Raw genomic sequence first — 21,581 nt, forward strand, 5'->3', positions numbered from 1 at the left:
AGCGTTTAAAACCGCTGTCAACCACCATTTCAACCGCTTGCGATCATTCGATCGTAGCCCTTTCAACGCCACCTTAACTATTTAACTCATTGAATCTCAAGGAGTTTTTCGTTCCGATGTCGCTGGAAGTGGGGCGCATTATAAGGGGATTCGAAACCGCGTCAACCCTTAATTTCAAGAAACCTTAATATTGCGGAAAAACAAAGCGGGGAGGCCTGCCGGCCTCCCCGCTTCAATTACCTGCCTTAAAGGCTAGGGAATGCGAATTGCGATGCCTCATGGCTGGCACGCTGCGGCCAACGCTGGGTAATTGCCTTGCGACGGGTATAGAAGCGAACACCGTCCGGGCCATAGGCATGCAGGTCACCGAACAGCGAACGCTTCCAGCCACCAAAGCTGTGGTAAGCCACCGGCACCGGCAGCGGTACGTTTACCCCCACCATGCCCACTTCAATCTCGTCGCAGAACAGGCGCGCCGCTTCACCGTCACGGGTAAAGATGCAGGTACCGTTGCCATACTCGTGATCGTTGATCAGCTGCATGGCCTGCTCCAGGCTGTTCACGCGCACCACGCACAGCACCGGGCCGAAGATCTCTTCTTTATAGATGCGCATCTCTGGGGTCACCTTGTCGAACAGGGTGCCGCCCACGAAGTAACCATCTTCATTACCGGTCACACGGAAGCCGCGCCCGTCCACCACCAGCTTGGCGCCGGCAGCAACACCGTCATCGATGTAACCCACCACCTTGTCACGTGCAGCCGCAGTCACCAGAGGGCCCATGTCCAGACCGCACGAGGTGCCTGCACCAATCTTCAGCGCTTTGATCTGTGGTTCCAGCTTGGCAATCAGCGCATCAGCCACTTGGTCGCCCACGCACACAGCCACCGAAATGGCCATGCAACGCTCGCCGCACGAACCGTAAGCCGCGCCCATCAGTGCGCTGACGGCGTTATCCAGGTCGGCATCCGGCATCAGCACCGCGTGGTTCTTGGCACCACCCAGGGCCTGTACACGCTTGCCGCGCTTGGTACCTTCTGCATAGATGTATTCGGCGATCGGGGTCGAACCCACAAAGCTCAGTGCTTTCACTTCTGGCGCTTCGATCAGCGCATCCACTGCTTCCTTGTCACCGTGCACCACGTTCAGGATGCCCTTTGGCAGGCCGGCTTCCAGCAGCAGTTGGGCAATGAACAGCGTGGAGCTCGGGTCACGCTCGGAAGGTTTGAGGATGAAGGCGTTACCGCAGGCGATGGCCAGCGGGTACATCCACAGCGGCACCATGGCCGGGAAGTTGAACGGGGTAATGCCCGCAACCACGCCCAGTGGCTGGAAGTCGGACCAGGCGTCGATGTTCGGGCCGACGTTGCGGCTGTACTCGCCTTTCAGCACTTCTGGCGCCGCGCAGGCGAACTCGACGTTCTCGATGCCGCGCTTCAGCTCACCGGCTGCGTCTTCCAGGGTCTTGCCGTGCTCTTCGCTGATCATCTGCGAGATTTTGGCTTCGTTCTGCTCCAGCAGTTGCTTGAAGCGGAACATCACCTGGGCCCGTTTGGCCGGCGGGGTGTTGCGCCAGGCCGGGAAGGCTGCCTTGGCGGAGTCGATCGCTTCCTGCACGGTCGCGCGGCTGGCCAGCTCGACCTTGCGTACAGCCTGGCCGGTGGACGGGTTGAAGACATCGGCGGTGCGCTCACCCTTGGTAACCAGCTCGCCGTGGATCAGGTGCTGAACAATGCTCATGCAAAACTCCAGATAAAGAAGGTAGAAGCAGGCGCGTGATGCGTTCACGCGCCGGGCATCAAAATCGGATAGATCAGTCGATCAGGTTCAGGGTTTCGCCGACTGCGTCGAACAGGCGGTCCAGTTCCTGCGGCGTGGTGTTGAAGGTTGGGCCGAACTGCAGGGTGTCGCCACCGAAGCGCACGTAGAAGCCCGCCTTCCACAGTTTCATCGCCGCTTCGTACGGGCGGACGATGGCATCACCGTCGCGAGCGGCGATCTGGATGGCACCGGCCAGGCCGTAGTTACGGATATCGACGATGTTCTTGGTGCCCTTCACGCCGTGCAGCAGCTTCTCGAAGTGCGGCGACAGCTCGGCGGCGGACTGCACCAGGCTTTCCTTCTGCAGCAGGTCCAGCGCAGCGATACCGGCGGCACAGGCTACCGGGTGGGCCGAATAGGTGTAGCCGTGCGGGAATTCCACGGCGTACTCCGGGGTCGGCTGGTTCATGAACGTCTGGTAGATCTCGCTGCTGGCAATCACCGCACCCATCGGGATGGCGCCGTTGGTGACCTGCTTGGCGATGCACATCAGGTCCGGGGTCACGCCGAAGGCTTCAGCGCCGGTCATCGCCCCCATGCGGCCGAAGCCGGTGATCACTTCGTCGAAGATCAGCAGGATGTTGTGCTGGGTGCAGATTTCACGCAGGCGCTTCAGGTAACCCTTCGGCGGCGGCAGTACGCCGGCCGAACCGGCCAGCGGCTCGACGATCACCGCGGCGATGTTGGAAGCATCGTGCAGCTCGATCAGCTTGAGCATTTCGTCAGCCAGGGCAATACCGCCCTCTTCCGGCATGCCCTTGGAGAAGGCGTTCACTGGCAGCACGGTGTGAGGCAGGTGGTCGACATCCAGCAGCTGACCGAACAGCTTGCGGTTGCCGTTGACGCCACCCAGGCTGGTACCGGCAATGTTCACGCCGTGGTAGCCACGGGCACGGCCGATGATCTTGGTCTTGGTGGCCTGGCCTTTCAGGCGCCAGTAGGCACGCACCATTTTCAGCGCGGTGTCGGCGCACTCGGAACCGGAGTTGGTATAGAAGACGTGATTCAGGTCTCCCGGGGTCAGCGCGGTGATCTTCTCGGCCAGCTGGAACGACAGCGGGTGGCCGAACTGGAAGGCCGGTGAGTAATCGAGGGTGCCGATCTGGCGGGCCACTGCCTCGGTGATTTCCTTGCGGGTGTGCCCGGCACCGCAAGTCCACAGGCCAGACAAGGCATCGAAAATCTTGCGCCCTTGGTCATCGACCAGGTAGTTGCCTTCGGCCGCCACGATCAGCCGTGGGTCGCGCTGGAAGTTACGGTTGGCGGTGTAGGGCATCCAGTGGGCATCCAGCTTGAGCTGGCTGGCGATACCGGCAGGAGCGGTTTCGGGCATGTTCATCGGCGGTTCCTCGGAAGACGATTAGGCAACGATGGATGTTGTTGCAGCTAAGTTGGCACGCGGATAAAGTCTGAAAAAGCCTACATTTCTAATCTTCAGACAGGCCAAGACTAAACTAATGAGCCGACGCCCCGATCCACTCGCCCAGGTCAGCGACTTCGACATCCGCTTGCTGAAGATCTACCGCAGCGTAGTCGAGTGCGGCGGCTTCTCGGCCGCCGAGAACGTGCTGGGCATTGGCCGCTCGGCCATCAGCCAGCAGATGAACGACCTGGAGCAACGCCTTGGCCTGCGCCTGTGCCAACGTGGCCGCGCCGGTTTTTCGCTGACCGAGGAAGGCCGTGAGGTCTACCATTCGGCCCTGCAACTGCTCAGCGCACTGGAGAGCTTTCGCACCGAGGTCAATGGCCTGCACCAGCATTTGCGTGGCGAGCTGAACATTGGCCTGACCGACAACCTGGTCACCCTGCCGCACATGCGCATCACCCACGCCCTGGCCGAACTCAAGGACCGAGGCCCCGATGTGCGCATCCAGATCCGCATGATTGCCCCCAGCCAGGTTGAACACGGTGTGCTCGACGGCAGCCTGCATGTGGGCGTAGTCCCCCAGACCAGCCCGCTGTCGGGCCTTGAGTACCAGCCGTTGTACAGCGAACGTTCGCTGCTTTACTGCGCCGTTGGCCACCCGCTGTTCTATGCCGATGACCAGCAGATCGACGACGCACGCCTGAACAGCCAGGAAGCCATTACCCCGACGTTCCGTCTGCCGGCCGACATCCAGGCGCACTACCAGGCGCTGAACTGCACGGCCAGTGCTTCGGACCGCGAAGGGATGGCGTTCCTTATCCTCACCGGGCGCTACATCGGCTACCTGCCCGATCATTACGCCACCTTCTGGGTGCAGCAGGGCCGCTTGCGTGCCCTCAAGCCTCAACAGCGCTTCTATGACCTGAGCCTGAGCTGGGTAACGCGCAAGGGCCGGCGGCCGAACCTGGTGCTGGAAAGCTTTCTCGACAGCCTGGCTGCGACACGTTGATGCCAGTCTCTGCCGCAAACGCTTGTCACTTCGGCACAGGCAGGTAATCTTGTCCGACAGCCGCAGCCCCTGACCCGTACGGAATCGTCCATGACCCTAGAAGTCCCTGCGCATCGCCTCTCTGCCTCGGGCAAGCCCGCGGGCCGCATCCGCCAGAAGAACGAACAGGCCATTATCCAAGCCGCCGAAGACGAGTTCGCCCGCCATGGTTTCAAGGGCACCAGCATGAACACCATCGCCCTCAAGGCGGGCTTGCCCAAGGCCAACCTGCATTACTACTTCACCAACAAGCTGGGCCTGTACATTGCCGTGCTCAGCAACATCATCGAGTTGTGGGACAGCACCTTCAACGCCTTGAGCGTCGATGACGACCCCGGCGAGGCCTTGAGCCAGTACATCCGTACCAAGATGGAGTTTTCCAGGCGCAACCCGCAAGCTTCGCGGATTTTCGCCATGGAAGTGATCAGCGGCGGCACCTGCCTGACCGAGTATTTCAGTGCCGACTACCGTGAGTGGTTCCGCGGCCGAGCCGCCGTGTTCCAGGCCTGGATCGCAGCCGGCAAGATGGACCCGGTCGACCCGGTGCACTTGATCTTCCTGCTGTGGGGCAGCACCCAGCATTATGCCGACTTCGCCACCCAGATCTGCCAGGTGACCGGCCGCAGCCGCCTGACCAAGCAGGACATGGAAGACGCGAGCAACAACCTTATCCACATCATTCTGAAGGGCTGCGGCATCAAGCCGGCTGCCTGAACGTCATTATGCCTTCTACCCTGCTCGACCTCTGCGAGTACCGCGAGGAAATCCGCAAAAGCCGCTTCATCACCCTGGCCGGGCCGATCAGCAGTGCTGCGGACGCGATGAGTTTCATCGAACGCCACAGCGACCTGGCCGCCACCCACAACTGCTGGGCCTGGAAGCTTGGTGCCCAGTACCGCAGCAGCGATGACGGTGAACCCGGCGGCACTGCCGGGCGGCCGATTTTGGCAGCCATCGAAGCACAAGACTGCGACCAGGTCGTGGTACTGGTGATCCGCTGGTATGGCGGCATACAACTGGGTACCGGCGGCCTGGCCAGGGCCTATGGCGGCGGCGCCAACAAATGCCTGCAACAGGCGCCCAAACGGCTGCTGGTGCAGCGCAGCGAATTCACTTGCAGCTGCAGTTTCAGCGAACTGGCGCTGGTGAAACTGCGTCTGGCAGAGGTTGATGGCCTCGTCCTGGATGAGCAATTCACCGCCAACGGCGTGGACCTGCTAATTGCGCTGGGTGACGCCCACCTGCCCCCCCTGCAGCAGCAACTGGCCGACTTGAGCCGCGGTCGCATCTTGCTCGAAGCCCGCTGAACATTGCCCACAGCAACTGTGGGCCGGCCTGTGGATAAGCTTGGGGCATTCGCTTGCAGCCCAATACAGTCAGGGCCTGCATAGCTTTGATCATATTTTGATCACTGCTTGATGACAGCCGCAAATGGCTGAAAGCGTGAAAGTTATCCCCAGTACAGGGCTCGGCGAGCCTACCCACCTCCAGAGCTTGCACACAATAACTGTGGACCAGCCTGTGGATAACCCGTGCGCCAACAGGCGAAGCGCCCGGCTACAAGCACTCTGGCAACCTTGATCAATTTTTAGCCGTTTATCCGGTGAGCGCACACGCCTTCCGTAACGTATGCTCAATTCCTTTTTCCTACACCGATAAAGGAATGTTCCTATGGCTAATTCAAGAACTGCCCTCATCATCGGCGCCTCGCGCGGGCTTGGCCTGGGCCTGGTGCAACGCCTGCACGAAGATGGCTGGAACATCACTGCTACTGTCCGCAACCCACAGCAGCCCGGCGCCCTGGCGGACGTGCCCGGCGTGCACATCGAGCAGCTGGAGATGAACGACACCGCCCAGCTCGACGGCCTGAAGCAACGCCTGCAGGGCCAGGTGTTCGACCTGGTATTCGTCAACGCCGGTGTCATGGGCCCCCTGCCACAAGACCTGGAGACCGTACAAAACAAAGACGTCGGCGACCTGTTCATGACCAACGCCGTCGCACCGATCCGCGTGGCCCGGCGCCTCGTCGGCCAGGTACGCGAGGGCAGCGGCGTACTGGCCTTCATGAGCTCGATCCTGGGGAGCGTGACCATCCCCGACGGCGGTGAAATTTGCCTGTACAAGGCCAGCAAGGCGGCGTTGAACTCGATGATCAACAGCTTTGTCGTCGAGCAGCAGCGCCCCGACCTGTGCGTGCTGGCCATGCACCCAGGCTGGGTAAAAACCGACATGGGTGGCGAAAACGCCGAGATCGACGTACTCACCAGCACCCGCGGCATGCTCGACCAGATCAAGGCGCAAAGCGGCAAGGGTGGCCTGCGTTTCATCAACTACAAGGGCGAACCCTTGGTCTGGTGATTCACCGGGTCGCAGCCTGGCCGGGCGCAATGCCCGGCCAGCCCCTGTAGAATGGCGGCAACCGTACCTGATTGAGACCCCCCTATATGTATGACTGGTTGAACGCCCTGCCCAAGGCCGAGCTGCACTTGCACCTGGAAGGCTCGCTGGAGCCCGAGCTGCTGTTCGCCCTGGCCGAGCGCAACAAGATCGCCTTGCCCTGGGCCGATGTAGAGACCTTGCGGGGCGCCTACGCCTTCAACAACCTGCAGGAGTTCCTCGACCTGTATTACCAGGGCGCCGATGTGCTGCGTACCGAGCAGGACTTCTACGACCTGACCTGGGCCTACCTGCAACGCTGCAAGGCGCAGAACGTGATACACACCGAACCGTTCTTCGACCCGCAAACCCACACCGACCGTGGCATCCCCTTTGAAGTGGTGCTAAATGGTATCAACCAGGCACTGAAGGACGGCCGTCAGCAACTGGGCATCAGCAGTGGCCTGATCCTCAGCTTCCTGCGCCACCTGAGCGAAGATGAAGCGCAAAAAACCCTCGACCAGGCCCTGCCGTTCCGCGATGCATTCATCGCCGTTGGCCTGGACAGCTCGGAAATGGGCCACCCGCCGAGCAAGTTCCAGCGTGTGTTCGACCGCGCCCGCAGCGAAGGCTTCGTTGCCGTCGCCCATGCCGGCGAAGAAGGCCCGCCCGAGTACATCTGGGAAGCGCTGGACCTGCTGCAAATCAAGCGTATCGACCATGGCGTGCGCGCCATCGAGGACGAGCGCCTGATGCAGCGCATCATCGATGAGCAGATCCCGCTCACGGTGTGCCCGCTGTCCAACACCAAACTGTGCGTGTTCGACCACATGAGCCAGCACAACATCCTCGACATGCTCGAGCGTGGCGTGAAAGTGACGGTCAACTCGGACGACCCGGCCTACTTCGGCGGCTACGTCACGGAAAACTTCCACGCCCTGCACACCCACCTGGGCATGACCGAAGACCAGGCCCGTCGCCTGGCACAGAACAGCCTGGATGCCCGGCTGGTCTGATTGAACGACGACGTTGCGTTCAACCGACCTGCAATGTCTCCACGCGGGCGATGCGATTGATCTGCTGGATACCCAGCGCAGAGATATGCAACGCCCGCGTGTCTTCGGCCTCACGCATCCAGCCAGATTGCAGGAATAGCCTGAACAAAGCCTGGCCCAGCACGCCGCCCAGATGCGGGGCCTGGTCATTCCACTCGGTGCAGCGGCAAATCACGCAACCGCGTTGCTCGTGGGGTGCCAGGGCATCGATGTACACCCCGACCGAGGCCAACTGCGCCCTCCCCTCGTCACTGACCATCAACTGCCTTCCGCTGCCTTCCAGCCAGCCGGCCACCACCAGGCGGTGATACAGCTCACTGGCTAACTCCCCGCCCAGGTGATCGCCACAACGGCGTGCCCGGCGCATCGACATGGGCAGCGGTGATACCGGTGCCTTGGCCTGCTCTCCCCTGGTGCTTTCCAGCTGTACGCTGGCCAAGGCCTCGACCGCCGCCCCGACCTGTGGGGTTGCCAGGCGGAAGTAGCGTTTTCGCCCCCTGGCTTCATGCCGGAGCAAACCGGCCGATGACAGCAACGAAAGGTGCGCGCAAGCCGACGAGGACGTCAGGCCGGTCATTATCGCAAGTTCATTGGCTAGCCGTGGCGTACCGTCGATCAATGCCCACAACATGGCACTGCGTTTGGGGTCGGCCATCAAGCTGGCGATCTGGCTGATGCTGCTGGCTGCGTTCATGTCCCTGTAACTCCCTGCAAGTTCACTGAGTGGATGCGATGGCCAACCCTGGCAGGGAAGCACCTCTCGCTGGCACTGGCCTGGCTCGCCAGTATAAGCCGCAGAAAATCGCATTCAGACGGCCTTGCGCAGACACATCGGCGACGAAAAACCACTGGGTATGCCTACCCATGGCAACCAGTGAACCGGCGCCAGAAAGCGACCCGCAAGCCGGTCAGCCAAAGCGCCGATACCCACAGACAGAGGCCCCGAAATATCTGGATAGAAAAAGACTTGCAGCAATTTCAGATACGGCCCACAGCGACCTTCCACAAATAGCGCGCGAGCTAGCGAAGGTTTCGCAGGTTTGCAGGCATTGCGCCCTTCGACCGTCAGTCAGAACACTGACGCAACGCATGGCAGGCAGGAGGGCCAGCGCTACACTTGAGCGGCTCTTCCCATTCTGGAGGTATGCCGCGATGAAAATTATCGTCAGTGCATCGAGCCGAAACCCCGCCTGTCCTTGGCAGGTCCAGCTCGATCAACACGTGGTCAGTTTCCGCAGCGAGGCCGAGGCGCGAGCCTTCGTCGCCACGCTGGAAACCCGCCTTCATGCACCTCACCCGCTCATGCGGGAGCCTTGGCCTGCAAGCGCCGGGTCAGCAGCGCGACACTGACCGCCAATGCCCCGCACAAGCTGATCACCAGCGCCATAGGTACCGCGCTGCCATCGTGCAGTAGCCCGACCAGCGCAGCGGCACCCGCAGCAACGCTGAACTGCACGCACCCCATCAATGCCGAAGCACTGCCGGCACGCGCGCCCTGCCCGCTCATGGCACACGCCGATGCATTGGGGATGATGCAGCCCAGGCTGGCAATGCAGATGAACAACGGCACCAGCAGCGGCCACAGCTGCGCGGGTCGCAAAGCCGCCACGCCCAACAGCACCAGGCCCGCGACCAGGTACAGCCACACGGCGCGCGCCAGCAGGAAAGCAGGCCCGCGCTTGGCCAGCAATCGGGCATTCACCTGCGCCACGAGTATGAAGCCGGCAGCATTGGTGCCGAATAGCCAGCCGTAATGTTCGGCCGGTACGCCATAGAGCTTGATGAACACGAATGGCGAACCGGCGATGTAGGCAAACATGCCGGCAATGGCGATACCACCCGTCAAGGCATGGCCAAGGAACACCCGGTCAGCGAGCAGGCGCAAATACTGGCGCAATGCGCCAGACAGCGGCTGTCGCGGAATATGCGCAGGCAGGCTTTCCGGCAGGCCCAGGCTGACCGCCAGCAGGCAACCGGCGCTGAACAGGCTCAACGCCAGGAAGATCGACTGCCAGCCCGCCAGGTTCACCAACACCCCGCCCAGCATCGGTGCCAGGATTGGCGCCAGGCCCATGACCAGCATCAGTTGCGAGAACACCTTGGCCGAGGCCACCGGGTCGCACTTGTCGCTGACGATGGCCCGCGACAGCACCATGCCTGCGCAACCGCCCAGCGCCTGGACAAAGCGCGCTACCACCAGGGTGTCGAGGTTGGGGGCATAGGCACAGGCCAGTGACGCCAGGGTGAACAGGGTCACGCCGAACATCAGCGGTTTGCGACGGCCAAAGCGGTCGGCAACCGGCCCGTAAGCCAGCTGGCCGATGGACAGGCCAAGGAAGTAAGCGGCCAAGGTGGCCTGGACGTGTTTTTCGTCGGTGGCGAACGCCTGCGCCATGGCCGGGAAGGCGGGCAGGTAAAAGTCGATCGCCAAGGGCCCGAACGCACTGAGTGCGCCCAGGATGAGCACCATTCGCAGGTTCATCAGGAATCCATAGCAGGCTAAGCAAGTGGATGATTCTACCTGCTGTGGACCCTATGAATGTGAAAACATTTGCAACAAACCCACGGGCTTCGCGGGCACGCCCGCTTCCACAGGTTGGTAATCAGGCGAGTTCAGCCTGATACCCTTCATCCCTGATCGCAGTAAGAATCTGTTCCGGCGCCAGCTCACTCTGCACCCGCACCTGTCTGGCCGCCAGGTCGATCTCGATTTTGGCCGCTGCATCCTGCTCCTGCACTGCCCGGGTCACCGCTTTCACACAATGGCCACAGGTCATGCCTTGTACATTGAACACTTGCATGGGGGTCTCTCCTTCAGGTTTTCAACGAGTCTCAAGCTTGCCATCGGGGCAAGGTCAACAGCCGGGGTGGAAATCTACGCCCGTGTCGGCCAAGCTGCGCCTTTGACGATCAGGCAAGCAGGAGATTATTCATGTTCAGGGCAGCATTGGGCGTCGTCGGGCTATTGAGCGCGCTGGCTGCGGTGCCACCGGCCAGCGCCGAGGGCAACTCGGACTACAGCGTACTGATCATCTCCCGGGAACGCCTGGAAGTGGCCACCGGTTGCGAAATTGGCGTTTACCTCAACGACCAGCTCTCCGGGCGCGTGTTCCAGGAACAATCCACCTCGTTCAACCTTCCACCCGGTCCGGTAGACGTACGCCTGCGCCTGCTGCCAGGGCAGGTGCAAGGCTGCGCGCCGGGCATCGAGGACCAGCGCAGTACACGCTTGAACTTGCAGGCGGGCCAGATCAACAAATACCGCATCGCCATGGGGCAATATGGCCTGGAGTTGAAGCGAGCCGGCCTGGGCTATTGACCTTACCTGCATGGCAAGGTTGATGCTGGAGGCCTGTCCAAGGAGGAGAGCCATGCCCGCATCCACCACTTACGACCTGCCGATCTCCGGCATGACCTGCGCCAGCTGTGCCGGCAGGGTCGAGCGCGCCCTGCGCAAGGTCACCGGCGCTGAACAGGTCAGCGTCAACCTCGCCACCGAACAGGCTCGGGTCCAGGCCCCGGCCAACAGCCTGCCCGCCCTGGTCGACGCCGTGCGCGAAGCCGGCTACGGCGTGCCCACCCGCACTGTCGAACTGCAGATTGGCGGCATGACCTGCGCCAGTTGCGCCGGCCGCGTTGAGCGTGCCCTTGGCAAGCTGCCTGGGGTCGAGCACGTCAGCGTCAACCTGGCCAGCGAACGCGCGCACCTCGAAGTGCTCGCAGCCCTCGATGACAACCTGCTGATCGACGCCGTGCACAAGGCCGGCTACAGCGCCAGCCTGCCGCAATCGGCCAAGGACGACCAAAGCGCTGCCCAGCGCCGCCTGCGCAATGAGCGTCTGGCGGTCGGCGCAGCCTTGCTGTTGGCCCTGCCGCTGGTACTGCCAATGCTGGTGCAGCCCTTCGGCCTGCACTGGATGCTGCCAGCATGGGCACAGTTCCTGCTGGCCACGCCGGTGCAATTCATTCTCGGCGCACGCTTCTACGTAGCCGCCTGGAAGGCCGTACGCGCCGGTGCCGGCAACATGGACCTGCTGGTGGCCCTGGGCACCAGCGCCGGCTATGGCCTGAGCCTTTACCAGTGGGCACATGCCCCCGCCGGCATGGCCCCGCACTTGTACTTCGAAGCCTCGGCCGTGGTCATTGCCCTGGTATTGCTGGGCAAGTACCTGGAAAGCCGTGCCAAGCGCCAGACCGCCAGCGCCATCCGCGCCCTTGAGGCACTGCGTCCGGAACGTGCCGTGCGTGTCGTCGAGGGCCAGGAAGAAGACGTGCCCATTGCCCAGCTGCGCCTGGGCGACCTGGTACTGGTCAAGCCCGGCGAGCGCTTCCCGGTCGATGGTGTAGTCGAGGACGGCAGCAGCCATGCCGACGAAGCCCTGATCAGCGGCGAAAGCCTGCCAGTACCCAAGCAGCCGGGCGACAGCGTCACGGGCGGTGCCATCAATGGCGAAGGCCGGTTGCTGGTGCGCACCCAGGCGCTGGGGACCGAAACCGTGCTGGCACGTATCATCCGCCTGGTCGAAGACGCCCAGGCCGCCAAGGCGCCGATCCAGAAGCTGGTCGATCGGGTCAGCCAGGTGTTCGTCCCCGCCGTGCTGGTGCTGGCCCTGATCACCCTGGTCGGCTGGTGGCTGGCCGGCGCACCGCTGGAAACCGCGCTGATCAACGCCGTCGCCGTGCTGGTCATCGCCTGCCCCTGCGCCCTCGGCCTGGCCACCCCTGCGGCAATCATGGCCGGCACCGGGGTCGCTGCCCGCCACGGTATCCTGATCAAGGACGCCGAAGCCTTGGAGCGTGCCCATGCGGTCAACCGCGTGGTCTTCGACAAAACCGGCACCCTCACCTCCGGCAGCCCTCGGGTGGTCCACAGCCAGGCGCAGGCTGGCAGCAGTGCCGACCTCCACCGCCTGGCCGGCGCCCTGCAACGTGGCAGCGAACACCCACTGGCCAAAGCAGTGCTGGATGCCTGTGCCGAACAGGGGCTGGACGTGCCGGTGGTTACCGACAGTCAGTCGCTGACCGGGCGCGGTATCGCAGGAAGTGTGGAAGGCCGTGAGCTGGCCCTGGGTAACCGCCGCCTGCTGGACGAAAGCGGGCTGCAGCCCGGCGACCTGGCTGCGAAGGCCCAGGCCTGGGAAGCCGAGGGGCGCACCTTATCGTGGCTGATCGAACGTGGCGCGCAACCCCGCGTGCTGGGCCTGTTCGCCTTTGGTGACAGCCTCAAGCCCGGCGCCGCGCAGGCCATCGACACCCTGCATGCCCAACACATCAGCAGCCACCTGCTGACCGGCGACAACCGCGGCAGCGCCAAAGTGGTTGCAGACGCCCTGGGCATCGACGATGTGCATGCTGAAGTATTGCCAGCCGACAAGGCTGCGACCGTGGCCGCGCTCAAGCAGGACGGGGTGGTCGCCATGGTGGGCGATGGCATCAACGATGCCCCGGCACTGGCCGCCGCCGACATCGGCATTGCCATGGGTGGCGGTACCGACGTGGCCATGCAGGCCGCGGGCATCACCCTGATGCGCGGTGACCCTCGCCTGGTGCCTGCGGCCCTGGAGATCAGCCGCAAGACCTATGCGAAGATTCGCCAGAACCTGTTCTGGGCATTCATCTACAACCTGATCGGCATCCCGCTGGCCGCGCTGGGTTATCTCAACCCGGTACTGGCCGGCGCCGCCATGGCCCTGTCCAGCGTGAGCGTGGTCAGCAACGCGCTGTGGCTCAAGGCGTGGAAACCCACCAGCACCACCCAGGAGGCGCCATGAATATCGGCCAAGCCGCCCGCCGCAGCGGGCTTAGCACCAAGATGATCCGTTATTACGAATCCATCGGCCTGCTCAAACCGGCCACACGCAGCGACAGCGGCTACCGCCTGTACCAGGCGGAAGACTTGCACAGCCTGGCCTTCATCAAGCGCTCCCGCGACCTGGGGTTTTCCCTGGAGGAGGTCGGCAAGCTGCTGACCTTGTGGCAGGACCGCCAACGTGCCAGCGCCGATGTGAAAGCGCTGGCCATGCAGCACATCGACGAGCTGAACCGGCGCATCGAGGAGCTGGTGAGCCTGCGCGACACCCTTGGCGAGCTGGTTTCGCACTGCCAAGGGGACGACCGCCCGGACTGCCCGATCCTCAAAGACCTGGCCAACGGCGCCGCCGGCAACTGCTGCCACTGAACGGTCACACGCGTTTGGTATGCCAAAAGCGTCCAAACGCGACCGAATAGTCACCAACTACGACTTTATCCAATAAATACGGGCGTTATCGCTACATAAAACCCGGATGCTGCCGATGCACTGGCTACCTGCCTCGTGTGTCGACAATAAAAATTCCGGGAGCGTCGATGAGCATCAAACAGAAACTGACCTGGGCATTCGCGGTCATCGCCGGCTTGCCCATCGTCCTCGTGGCCACCTTGGTGGTCCTCAACCTGCGTGGCGAAGCCCGCGACGGATTCCTCGACAGCAGCAGCCGGGAAATCCGTCAGGTCAGCAACGCGATGAACATCTTCTTCCAAGGCATCAACCAGAACGTCGAGTACATGGCTTCGCAGCCAATGGTCGCCGCCACGGGCAGCGAGCTGAACAAGTACATGAGTGCCTCGCCGTCCTACGAACTGGGCGAGCAGGCCAGCAAGCTCCTTGACTTCATGACCCGCCTGGCCAACTCACACCCTGCGTATGCCTACTTGTCCTACGGGGTGAACGACGGTGGCTACACAGGCTGGCCGGCAGGGCAGAAGTTCGTCAATTACGACCCACGCACTCGCCCCTGGTACCAACTGGCCATGGCCAACCCGGGGAAAACCGTTCGTACCGGCGCCTACTACTGGGCGGCAGACGATGCGGTACTGGTCAGCACCGTGCGCGCCGTGGCCAACCAGCTGGGCAACCCCGGTGGCGTGGTCAACATTGACGTGTCGCTCAAGGGCCTGACCGAGATCATCAAGCAGATCAAGCTGGGCGAAAGCGGCTACCTGATGCTGGTGGAAAGCAACGGTAACGTAATGGTCGACCCACGCGACGCCGGGCACAACTTCAAGCAACTGGCGAGCGTTGGCGGTGGTTATGCCGAGTTGGCCAAGGCGGGCAAAGGCCTGGTCGAAGTCGAGCTCAATGGCGTGCACTACATGGCCAACGTCTACCCCGACGAGCAACTAGGCTGGACCTTCATCGGCCTGATCGAACACAGCGAAGTGATGCAGACCACCACCCGGCTAACCTGGCTGATCGGGGTCATCGCCGTGGTGCTGGCGGCGTTGTTCGCCGTGGTGGGTGCAGCGTTCGCCAAGCTGATCGTGCGCCCGATCAACAGCGTTACCAACGGCCTGGAAGACATTGCCCAAGGTGAAGGTGACCTGACCCGTAACCTGGAAATCCGCGGCCGCGACGAAACCGCGCAACTGGCCAGCTGGTTCAACCAGTTCCTGAGTGCCATCCGCAGCCTGATCCAGCACATTGGCGCTGCCGCCGGCAAAATCCTCAGCACCTCCAGCAGCTCGACCCGCGTCTCCAGCGACATGGCCGAGGCCGCAGGCCGCCAGCGCGAAGCCGTGGACATGGTTTCCACTGCGTTCCACGAAATGGTCGCCACCGCCAACGAAGTGGCGCGCTCCTGCAGCCAGGCAGCGCAGTCGGCCGACAGCGGTCAGCAGCAGGCCCGCGAAGGCCAGCAGCAGATCGATGCGGCGGTACACAGCGTTGACCGCCTGAGCCAGGAAATCGAGCAGTCGGCGCAGTCGATCCAGCAGCTGGAGCGGGACAGCAATGCCATCCAGTCGATCCTCGGCACCATCCGCTCGATCGCCGAGCAGACCAACCTGCTGGCCCTCAACGCTGCCATCGAAGCCGCCCGCGCGGGTGAGCAAGGCCGTGGCTTTGCCGTGGTGGCCGATGAAGTACGGGCCCTGGCCAAACGCACTGCCGACTCCACTGCCGAAATCGATGGCCTGCTGGGCAACCTGGCCAACCGCACTGCCGAAGTGGCCGCGCAGATGCATGCCAGCCTGGAGGTATCGCAGCAATCGGTGAGCCGCATTGGCCTGGCACGCGACAGCTTCGGGCAAATCCGGGAATCGGTGGATGTGATCCGCGACATGAATACGCAGATCGCCACAGCCGCCGAGGAACAGCATCAGGTGGCCGAGGACATCAACCGTCACATCAGCCAGATTCACGGTGATGCCCAGCTGGTGGCCGAACTGGCCCAGGCGGCGCGGGTGGACTCGGAGAGCCTGGCAGGGCTGTCCAATGAGCTGGATGCGCTGGTGCGCAGGTTCCGCACCTGATGCGTTGCCTGTACCGGCCTCTTCGCGACTAACGCCGCGAAGAGGCCGGTACAGGCAACCGAGAACTAAAGCTTCAACTCCCCAGGCGTCGCCCCGAACAACTGCTTGAACGCCGCAATGTAAGCCGAAGTCGAGTCATACCCACATCCCAGCGCCGCCTCGGTCACATTCTCCCCCGCCTCCAGCAACGCCAGCGACGACAACAGCCGCATGCGCTGCCGCCAGTTTCGAAAGCTCAACCCTGTCTCCCGCTGGAACAGCCGCATCAGCGTCTTCTCCGAGCAACCCAGCTCCCGCGCCCATTGCTGCAATGTCTGCGGCTGGTCCGGTGCAGCAATCAAACCGTTGCACAGCGCCAGCAACCCAGGGTGCCGTGGCAACGGCAGCGAAAACCCGACCTCGGGCAACGTGCGCAACTGGTCGAGCAGCACCGCCACCAAGCGTGCTTCGGCGCTGTCATCTTCGGGGTAATCCGCCGGGAACAGGCAAAACTGCTTGATCAGCTCGCGTGCCAGCGGGGTTACTTCCAGCACCCGGCATTGCTCTGGCGCCCACGGGCAGGCATCACGCCGTACATACAGGCTGCGCATTTCGGCCTGCATCGAGGTCACCACTTCGTGCTCGGCATCAGCAGGAATCCACACCCCCCACTGGGGCGGCGCGAAGTAACTGCCGTCGCGGGTGTACACACCAAGTACGCCGCTGATGGCGTAGGAAAACTGCACCCAGTCGTGCTGGTGGCGGGTGGTCCAGGAGCCGGCGCCGAGGCTTTCGGCACGGGCGTAAAGAGGCCTGGGCAGGTGGTCCAGCGCCGGGATGGCGCGGGGATGTCCGATGATCGGCATGGCGGCTTCTTGTAGTTCTGATGGGACAAGCCTAACAGCTGACGCAGGCGCACGTCAGGTGCGCTCGACAATCACCGTCACCCCCTGCCCACCTGCCGCACAAATCGATATCAACCCCCGCCCCTTCCCCGCCGTGGCCAACAGCTTGGCCAGGTTGGCCAATATGCGCCCTCCGGTGGCCGCAAACGGGTGCCCCGCCGCCAGCGAGCTGCCTTTTACATTGAGCTTGCTGCGGTCAATCGCCCCAAGCGGCGCCTCCAGCCCCAACCGTTCACGGCAATAATCGGCATCTTCCCAGGCCTTGAGCGTACACAGCACCTGGGCAGCGAAGGCTTCGTGAATTTCGTAGTAGTCAAAGTCTTGCAAGGTCAGGCCATTGCGCGCCAGCAAGCGTGGCACGGCATACACCGGCGCCATCAAGAGCCCTTCGCGACCGGTCACAAAGTCCACCGCAGCGGTTTCGCCATCGACCAGGTAAGCCAGCACCTCCAGCCCCTGCTGCGCGGCCCATTCCTCGCTGCCCAGCAACACCATAGAGGCGCCGTCCGTCAGCGGTGTGGCGTTACCGGCCGTCAGCGTGCCCTGCCCGCTGCGGTCAAAGGCGGGTTGCAGCTTGGCCAACCGCTCAAGGGTCAGGTCGGGGCGCAGGTTATTGTCGCGGGTCAACGTAAGAAACGGCGTCAGCAAATCATCCTGCCAACCCTCGGCATACGCGGCAGCCAGTTTCTGGTGGCTGAGCAGCGCCAACGCGTCCTGTTCGGCACGGCCAATGCGCCAGGCCTGGGCCATACGCTCGCAATGCTCGCCCATCGACAGCCCGGTGCGTGGTTCGCCATTGCGTGGTAGTTCGGGTTTCAGGTGGTGAGGCCTGAGCTTGAGAAAGGGCTTGAGCCGCTCGCTCAGGCTTTTGCCACGGTTGGCTTGCAGGAGGATGTGGCGCAGGCTTTCGTTGACGGCAATCGGTGCGTCGGAGGTGGTATCCACGCCACCGGCAATACCACTGTCGATCTGCCCCAGGGCGATCTTGTTGGCCACCAGCAACGCCGCTTCGAGCCCGGTACCGCAGGCTTGCTGGAGGTCATAGGCCGGGGTCTGCGGTGAAAGGCGCGAACCCAGCACACATTCGCGGGTGAGGTTCATGTCGCGCGAGTGCTTGAGCACCGCGCCAGCCACTACCTCCCCCAGCCGCAGCCCATGCAGGCGATAGCGTTCGATCAATCCTTCAAGGGCAACAGTGAGCATCGCCTGGTTGCTGGCCGTGGCGTAAGCGCCGTTGGAGCGGGCGAAGGGAATTCGGTTGCCGCCCAGGATCGCGACCCGGCGAAGTGAACGCATGCGCTTTTTCCTCCTGAAATAATTTGATCCGTACAGCCTAGGTGTTTTTACCGTGGGCGAACGACCTTGCCACAAAGTTGGTCCACACTTTCAAGCTTGCCTTTGCGGAGACCCACCCATGAGCGATCGCTACCTCGGCTTTGCCAACTCCAACCTCGGCCGCCGCCTCGTGGATGCCCTTGGCCTGCCACGCCCGGCCCCGCTGGAGCGCTGGCAGGCCGGCCGACTACGCCCGGTGGAAGGGGCGCTGGTGCTGGGCGGCGGGCCAATGGCGAAACAGATCGAAGCCATCGCCCCACGCCTGACTGACGAGGTTTACAGCTTCAATGCCGACGACCTGCAGGCTGAAGCCTGGGTGGCCGGCCTGGGGCCGAAAATCAAGGCCGTGGTATTCGATGCCCGTCATCTGTCCGACAGCGATGCCTTGAAGCAGTTGCGCGAATTTTTCCAGCCCCTGCTGCGTAGCCTGGCGCCTTGCGCGCATATCGTGGTGCTGGGGCGCGCACCGGAAAGCCTCGACAACCTGTTGGCCAGCGTTGCCCAACGGGCACTGGAAGGCTTCAGCCGTTCGCTGGCCAAGGAACTGCGCAACGGCGCGACTGCCCAGCTGCTGTATGTCGCTTCCGGTGCCGATGACCAGCTGGAAGGCGCCCTGCGCTTTTTCCTCTCGCCCAAGAGTGCCTTCATTTCTGGCCAGGTGCTGCGCCTGGAAGCCTGTATCAGCCAGGTGGAGGACTGGACCCGCCCACTGGCCGGCCGTCGTGCCCTGGTCACTGGCGCAGCGCGCGGCATCGGCGCCGCTATCGCCGAAACCCTGGCACGGGACGGCGCCGACGTGCTGCTGCTGGATGTGCCGCAGGCCAGTCAGGACCTCGACGCCCTGGCTGCACGCCTGGGTGGCAAGGCGCTGCCGCTGGACATCTGCGCCAGCGACGCGGCAACGCAACTGCTGGCGGCCTTGCCCGACGGCATCGACATCGTGGTGCACAACGCGGGTATCACGCGTGACAAGACCCTGGTCAACATGACCCCGGATTACTGGGACGCGGTGCTGGCTGTCAACCTCAAGGCCCCACAGGTACTGACCCAGGCGCTGTATGACAGTGGCGCACTGGGGGAAAACGCACGTATCACCCTGCTGGCCTCGGTCAGCGGCATTGCCGGCAACCGTGGGCAGGCCAACTACGCCGCCAGCAAGGCCGGGCTGATCGGTCTGGCCCAGGCCTGGGCGCCCCGGCTCGCCGAACATGGCGGCAGCATCAATGCCGTGGCGCCCGGCTTTATCGAAACCCACATGACCGCAGCCATGCCCATGGGCCTGCGCGAGGCCGGCCGGCGCCTGAGCTCGTTGGGCCAGGGCGGGCGCCCGCAGGACGTCGCCGAAGCCATTGCCTGGCTCAGCCAACCGGGCTCCGGGGCAGTCAACGGCCAGGTGCTGCGGGTGTGCGGCCAGGCATTGATGGGAGCCTGAGCATGAGCCGACACTGGCATGACCTGCACAGCCCGGCTTCGCGCGCCAGCCTGTACCTGCGCGCAGCCAGCAAACGCACCATCAGCGGCGACCACCTGCCGGACGATGGCCTACGCTGCTTCATCCCGGTTCAGCCGGGCAACCTGAGCACCTACCGCAAGCTCTGCCACTTTCCCGACGATGGCCGCCTGCCGGCGACATATCCACATGCAATGGCATTCAACCTGCAGTTGCAGTTGATGACCGCTCCAGACTTCCCCTTCCCACTGCTCGGCCTGGTGCATCTGTACAACCGCATCGAAGTGCTGCGCTCGCTTGGCGGTATCGAGGGGCTGCGCTTTGCGGTGTATGCGCACAACCTGCAACCGCATGCAAAGGGCGGCACCTTCGATTTGATCACCGAGGCCGAAGACGGCATAGGCCTACTCTGGCGCGAGACCAGCCGCATGCTGGTACGTGGGTTGAAGCTGGAAGGCGAGGCAAGTGAACGACCCGAAGCTGAGCCAGATGCATTACCCGAGGCCAGCCGCTGGTACGCCGACAGTGACATCGGCCGGCGGTATGCCAAGGTCTGCGGGGACTACAACCCTATCCACCTCAGTGCTGTCAGTGCCCGGTTGTTCGGCTTTCCTACAGCCATTGCCCATGGCATGTGGAGCATGGCCATGGCCCTGGCGGCATTGCGTGGGCACCTGCCGCACAGTGGGTATGCCTTTGAAGTGGACTTCCGCAAACCGGTACGGTTGCCGTCGGAGGTGGTGCTCAGTGCCAGTGAGGCGGGCACTGCAGGTCAACTACGGCTGGATGGGCATGGGGGGGTATTGCATATGGTCGGGCGGTGGGATCGACTGTAGGCTACTTGCTTTGCATCGGGCCTGGGCAGAAGCTATGCAGCATTAGGAGACCCCGATGAATCTGCAAGAACTCACCCAACGCCTGCACCAGATCCGCGACAACAACGACTGGCGCGGCTTCCACAGCCCGAAGAACCTGGCGATGGCCGCCAGCGTCGAAATGGCCGAGCTGGTAGAAATTTTCCAGTGGCTGAGCGAAGACGAATCGCGCCAGCTGCCTGCCGACAAACTGGCCCACGCCGGCCAGGAGGTCGGTGATGTGGTGCTCTATCTGTTGCTGCTGTGCAGCGAGCTGGGCCTGGACATGGACCAGGTGGTGCGGGCCAAGCTGGCCGACAGCGAAAGGCGCTTCGCCCGATGAATGACCGTCACTTCGATGAGCTGGCCACTCGCTTTGCCGAGAAGATCTACGGCGGTGCCAAGGGCGCAATCCGCCTGGCCGTGCTGCAGGCTGACCTGGCCGAGGCACTGCCCGATCGTCCGCTGCGCATTCTCGATATCGGTGCCGGGCTGGGCCACATGGCCTTGTGGCTGGCCCAGCGTGGTCATCATCTGACCTTGGCCGAGCCCGCCGCCCCCATGCTCGATGGCGCCCGCGCGCGCTTTGCCGAGGCTGGCCAGACTGCCACGTTCATCCAGGCCCCCTGGCAAGACCTGCTTGGCCAGCTCACCGAACCTTACGACCTGGTGCTGTGCCATGCCGTACTCGAATGGCTGGCAGAGCCTGAGAGCATCCTGCCCGTGCTGCACCAGCTCACAGCCCCTTCCGGGTGGCTGTCACTGGCCTTCTACAACCGCGACGCCCTGGTCTACCGCAACCTGCTCAAAGGCCATTTCCGCAAGTTGCGCAGCAACCGGCTGGAAGGTGAAAAGCAGAGCCTGACCCCACAGAAACCGCTTGATCCACGCGCGCTCAAGGCGCAACTTGATCCTATGTGGCAAGTTGAAAGCGAAAGCGGTGTGCGGGTGTTCCACGACTACATGCCCAAGGAGTTCCAGGGCAAGGCCGAGCTGCTCGACCTGCTGGAAATGGAACTGGCCCACCGCCGCCACCCCGCCTTCGCCGGGCTTGGCCGCTACCTGCACTGGGTGTGCCGCCCCCGCTAACCCACCCTGCCGGAG

Annotated in this window: 21 protein-coding genes and 1 pseudogene; 15 read left to right on the forward strand and 7 right to left on the reverse strand. The window is 63.2% G+C overall.

Annotation, left to right across the window (positions count from 1 at the left end):
• Nucleotides 1-245: 245 nt before the first annotated feature.
• Nucleotides 246-1,739, reverse strand: coding sequence for a CoA-acylating methylmalonate-semialdehyde dehydrogenase (locus FHW75_RS25570; RefSeq protein WP_019099776.1), 1,494 nt, complete (start codon nt 1,737-1,739; stop codon nt 246-248).
• 73 nt (nt 1,740-1,812) lie between these two features.
• Complete coding sequence (locus FHW75_RS25575) at nt 1,813-3,159, reverse strand: aspartate aminotransferase family protein (RefSeq protein ID WP_016715427.1); 1,347 nt, start codon at nt 3,157-3,159, stop codon at nt 1,813-1,815.
• Between the two features lie 118 nt (nt 3,160-3,277).
• Between FHW75_RS25575 and FHW75_RS25580 the strand changes: the two genes are divergently transcribed.
• The 5 genes from FHW75_RS25580 (at nt 3,278) to FHW75_RS25600 (ending at nt 7,626) form a co-directional block, all read left to right on the forward strand.
• Nucleotides 3,278-4,195, forward strand: coding sequence for a LysR family transcriptional regulator (locus tag FHW75_RS25580; RefSeq protein WP_027609861.1), 918 nt, complete (start codon nt 3,278-3,280; stop codon nt 4,193-4,195).
• A gap of 90 nt (nt 4,196-4,285) precedes the next feature.
• Nucleotides 4,286-4,948, forward strand: coding sequence for a TetR/AcrR family transcriptional regulator (locus FHW75_RS25585; RefSeq protein WP_019099774.1), 663 nt, complete (start codon nt 4,286-4,288; stop codon nt 4,946-4,948).
• Between the two features lie 8 nt (nt 4,949-4,956).
• Complete coding sequence (locus FHW75_RS25590) at nt 4,957-5,541, forward strand: YigZ family protein (protein WP_019099773.1); 585 nt, start codon at nt 4,957-4,959, stop codon at nt 5,539-5,541.
• Nucleotides 5,542-5,905: 364 nt separating this feature from the next.
• Nucleotides 5,906-6,592: an SDR family oxidoreductase gene (locus tag FHW75_RS25595; protein ID WP_019099772.1), complete on the forward strand. Its 687-nt coding sequence runs from the start codon at nt 5,906-5,908 to the stop codon at nt 6,590-6,592.
• Nucleotides 6,593-6,678: 86 nt separating this feature from the next.
• A complete protein-coding gene (locus FHW75_RS25600) occupies nt 6,679-7,626 on the forward strand; it encodes an adenosine deaminase (protein WP_016715423.1) in 948 nt (315 codons plus the stop codon).
• 19 nt (nt 7,627-7,645) lie between these two features.
• On the opposite strand, the gene FHW75_RS25605 is transcribed toward FHW75_RS25600, so the two are convergent.
• The gene (locus FHW75_RS25605) at nt 7,646-8,359 is read right to left on the reverse strand and encodes a helix-turn-helix transcriptional regulator (protein WP_016715422.1); all 714 of its coding nucleotides are present in this window, start codon (nt 8,357-8,359) and stop codon (nt 7,646-7,648) included.
• 458 nt (nt 8,360-8,817) lie between these two features.
• On the opposite strand from FHW75_RS25605, the gene FHW75_RS26960 reads away from it, so the two are divergent.
• Nucleotides 8,818-9,015: a hypothetical protein gene (locus FHW75_RS26960; RefSeq protein ID WP_080587396.1), complete on the forward strand. Its 198-nt coding sequence runs from the start codon at nt 8,818-8,820 to the stop codon at nt 9,013-9,015.
• Here FHW75_RS26960 and FHW75_RS25610 read toward each other — a convergent pair.
• Nucleotides 8,966-10,147: a multidrug effflux MFS transporter gene (locus FHW75_RS25610; protein ID WP_016715421.1), complete on the reverse strand. Its 1,182-nt coding sequence runs from the start codon at nt 10,145-10,147 to the stop codon at nt 8,966-8,968. The genes FHW75_RS26960 and FHW75_RS25610 overlap by 50 nt on opposite strands.
• A 121-nt stretch (nt 10,148-10,268) precedes the next feature.
• On the reverse strand, nt 10,269-10,466 hold the full coding sequence (locus tag FHW75_RS25615; protein ID WP_019099770.1) for a heavy-metal-associated domain-containing protein: 198 nt from the start codon (nt 10,464-10,466) through the stop codon (nt 10,269-10,271).
• Nucleotides 10,467-10,597: 131 nt separating this feature from the next.
• On the opposite strand from FHW75_RS25615, the gene FHW75_RS25620 reads away from it, so the two are divergent.
• The 5 genes and pseudogenes from FHW75_RS25620 (at nt 10,598) to FHW75_RS27325 (ending at nt 15,954) form a co-directional block, all read left to right on the forward strand.
• Nucleotides 10,598-10,984: a hypothetical protein gene (locus FHW75_RS25620; protein WP_016715419.1), complete on the forward strand. Its 387-nt coding sequence runs from the start codon at nt 10,598-10,600 to the stop codon at nt 10,982-10,984.
• Between the two features lie 52 nt (nt 10,985-11,036).
• Entirely contained in the window at nt 11,037-13,436 is a 2,400-nt protein-coding gene (locus FHW75_RS25625; RefSeq protein ID WP_019099769.1) for a heavy metal translocating P-type ATPase, read from the forward strand.
• Complete coding sequence (cueR, locus tag FHW75_RS25630; RefSeq protein ID WP_019099768.1) at nt 13,433-13,843, forward strand: Cu(I)-responsive transcriptional regulator; 411 nt, start codon at nt 13,433-13,435, stop codon at nt 13,841-13,843. Before FHW75_RS25625 ends, cueR begins: the two co-directional genes overlap by 4 nt.
• A gap of 365 nt (nt 13,844-14,208) precedes the next feature.
• Nucleotides 14,209-15,096, forward strand: a pseudogene (locus FHW75_RS27320) (cache domain-containing protein); the annotation flags it as partial.
• 129 nt (nt 15,097-15,225) lie between these two features.
• Nucleotides 15,226-15,954, forward strand: coding sequence for a methyl-accepting chemotaxis protein (locus FHW75_RS27325; protein WP_371257973.1), 729 nt, complete (start codon nt 15,226-15,228; stop codon nt 15,952-15,954).
• A 65-nt stretch (nt 15,955-16,019) separates the two neighbouring features.
• Here FHW75_RS27325 and FHW75_RS25640 read toward each other — a convergent pair whose 3' ends face one another.
• Both FHW75_RS25640 and FHW75_RS25645 read right to left on the reverse strand, forming a co-directional pair.
• A complete protein-coding gene (locus tag FHW75_RS25640; RefSeq protein WP_019099766.1) occupies nt 16,020-16,799 on the reverse strand; it encodes a helix-turn-helix transcriptional regulator in 780 nt (259 codons plus the stop codon).
• Nucleotides 16,800-16,853: 54 nt separating this feature from the next.
• A complete protein-coding gene (locus tag FHW75_RS25645) occupies nt 16,854-18,134 on the reverse strand; it encodes an acetyl-CoA C-acetyltransferase (protein ID WP_016715415.1) in 1,281 nt (426 codons plus the stop codon).
• Between the two features lie 118 nt (nt 18,135-18,252).
• On the opposite strand from FHW75_RS25645, the gene FHW75_RS25650 reads away from it, so the two are divergent.
• Genes FHW75_RS25650 through FHW75_RS25665 form a run of 4 tightly spaced genes read left to right on the forward strand, consistent with a single transcriptional unit; the run spans nt 18,253 to nt 21,566 of the window.
• Entirely contained in the window at nt 18,253-19,605 is a 1,353-nt protein-coding gene (locus FHW75_RS25650; protein ID WP_183675133.1) for a 3-oxoacyl-ACP reductase, read from the forward strand.
• Between the two features lie 2 nt (nt 19,606-19,607).
• Entirely contained in the window at nt 19,608-20,459 is an 852-nt protein-coding gene (locus FHW75_RS25655; RefSeq protein WP_025754645.1) for a MaoC/PaaZ C-terminal domain-containing protein, read from the forward strand.
• Between the two features lie 55 nt (nt 20,460-20,514).
• Complete coding sequence (locus tag FHW75_RS25660; protein ID WP_009685784.1) at nt 20,515-20,820, forward strand: MazG-like family protein; 306 nt, start codon at nt 20,515-20,517, stop codon at nt 20,818-20,820.
• Nucleotides 20,817-21,566, forward strand: coding sequence for a methyltransferase domain-containing protein (locus FHW75_RS25665; RefSeq protein ID WP_016715412.1), 750 nt, complete (start codon nt 20,817-20,819; stop codon nt 21,564-21,566). The genes FHW75_RS25660 and FHW75_RS25665 overlap by 4 nt, the downstream gene beginning before the upstream one ends.
• The last annotated feature ends 15 nt before the right edge of the window (nt 21,567-21,581 follow it).

It is taken from the genome of Pseudomonas sp. OG7 (assembly GCF_014192825.1).
In the GTDB taxonomy this organism is placed as follows: Bacteria; Pseudomonadota; Gammaproteobacteria; order Pseudomonadales; family Pseudomonadaceae; genus Aquipseudomonas; species Aquipseudomonas monteilii.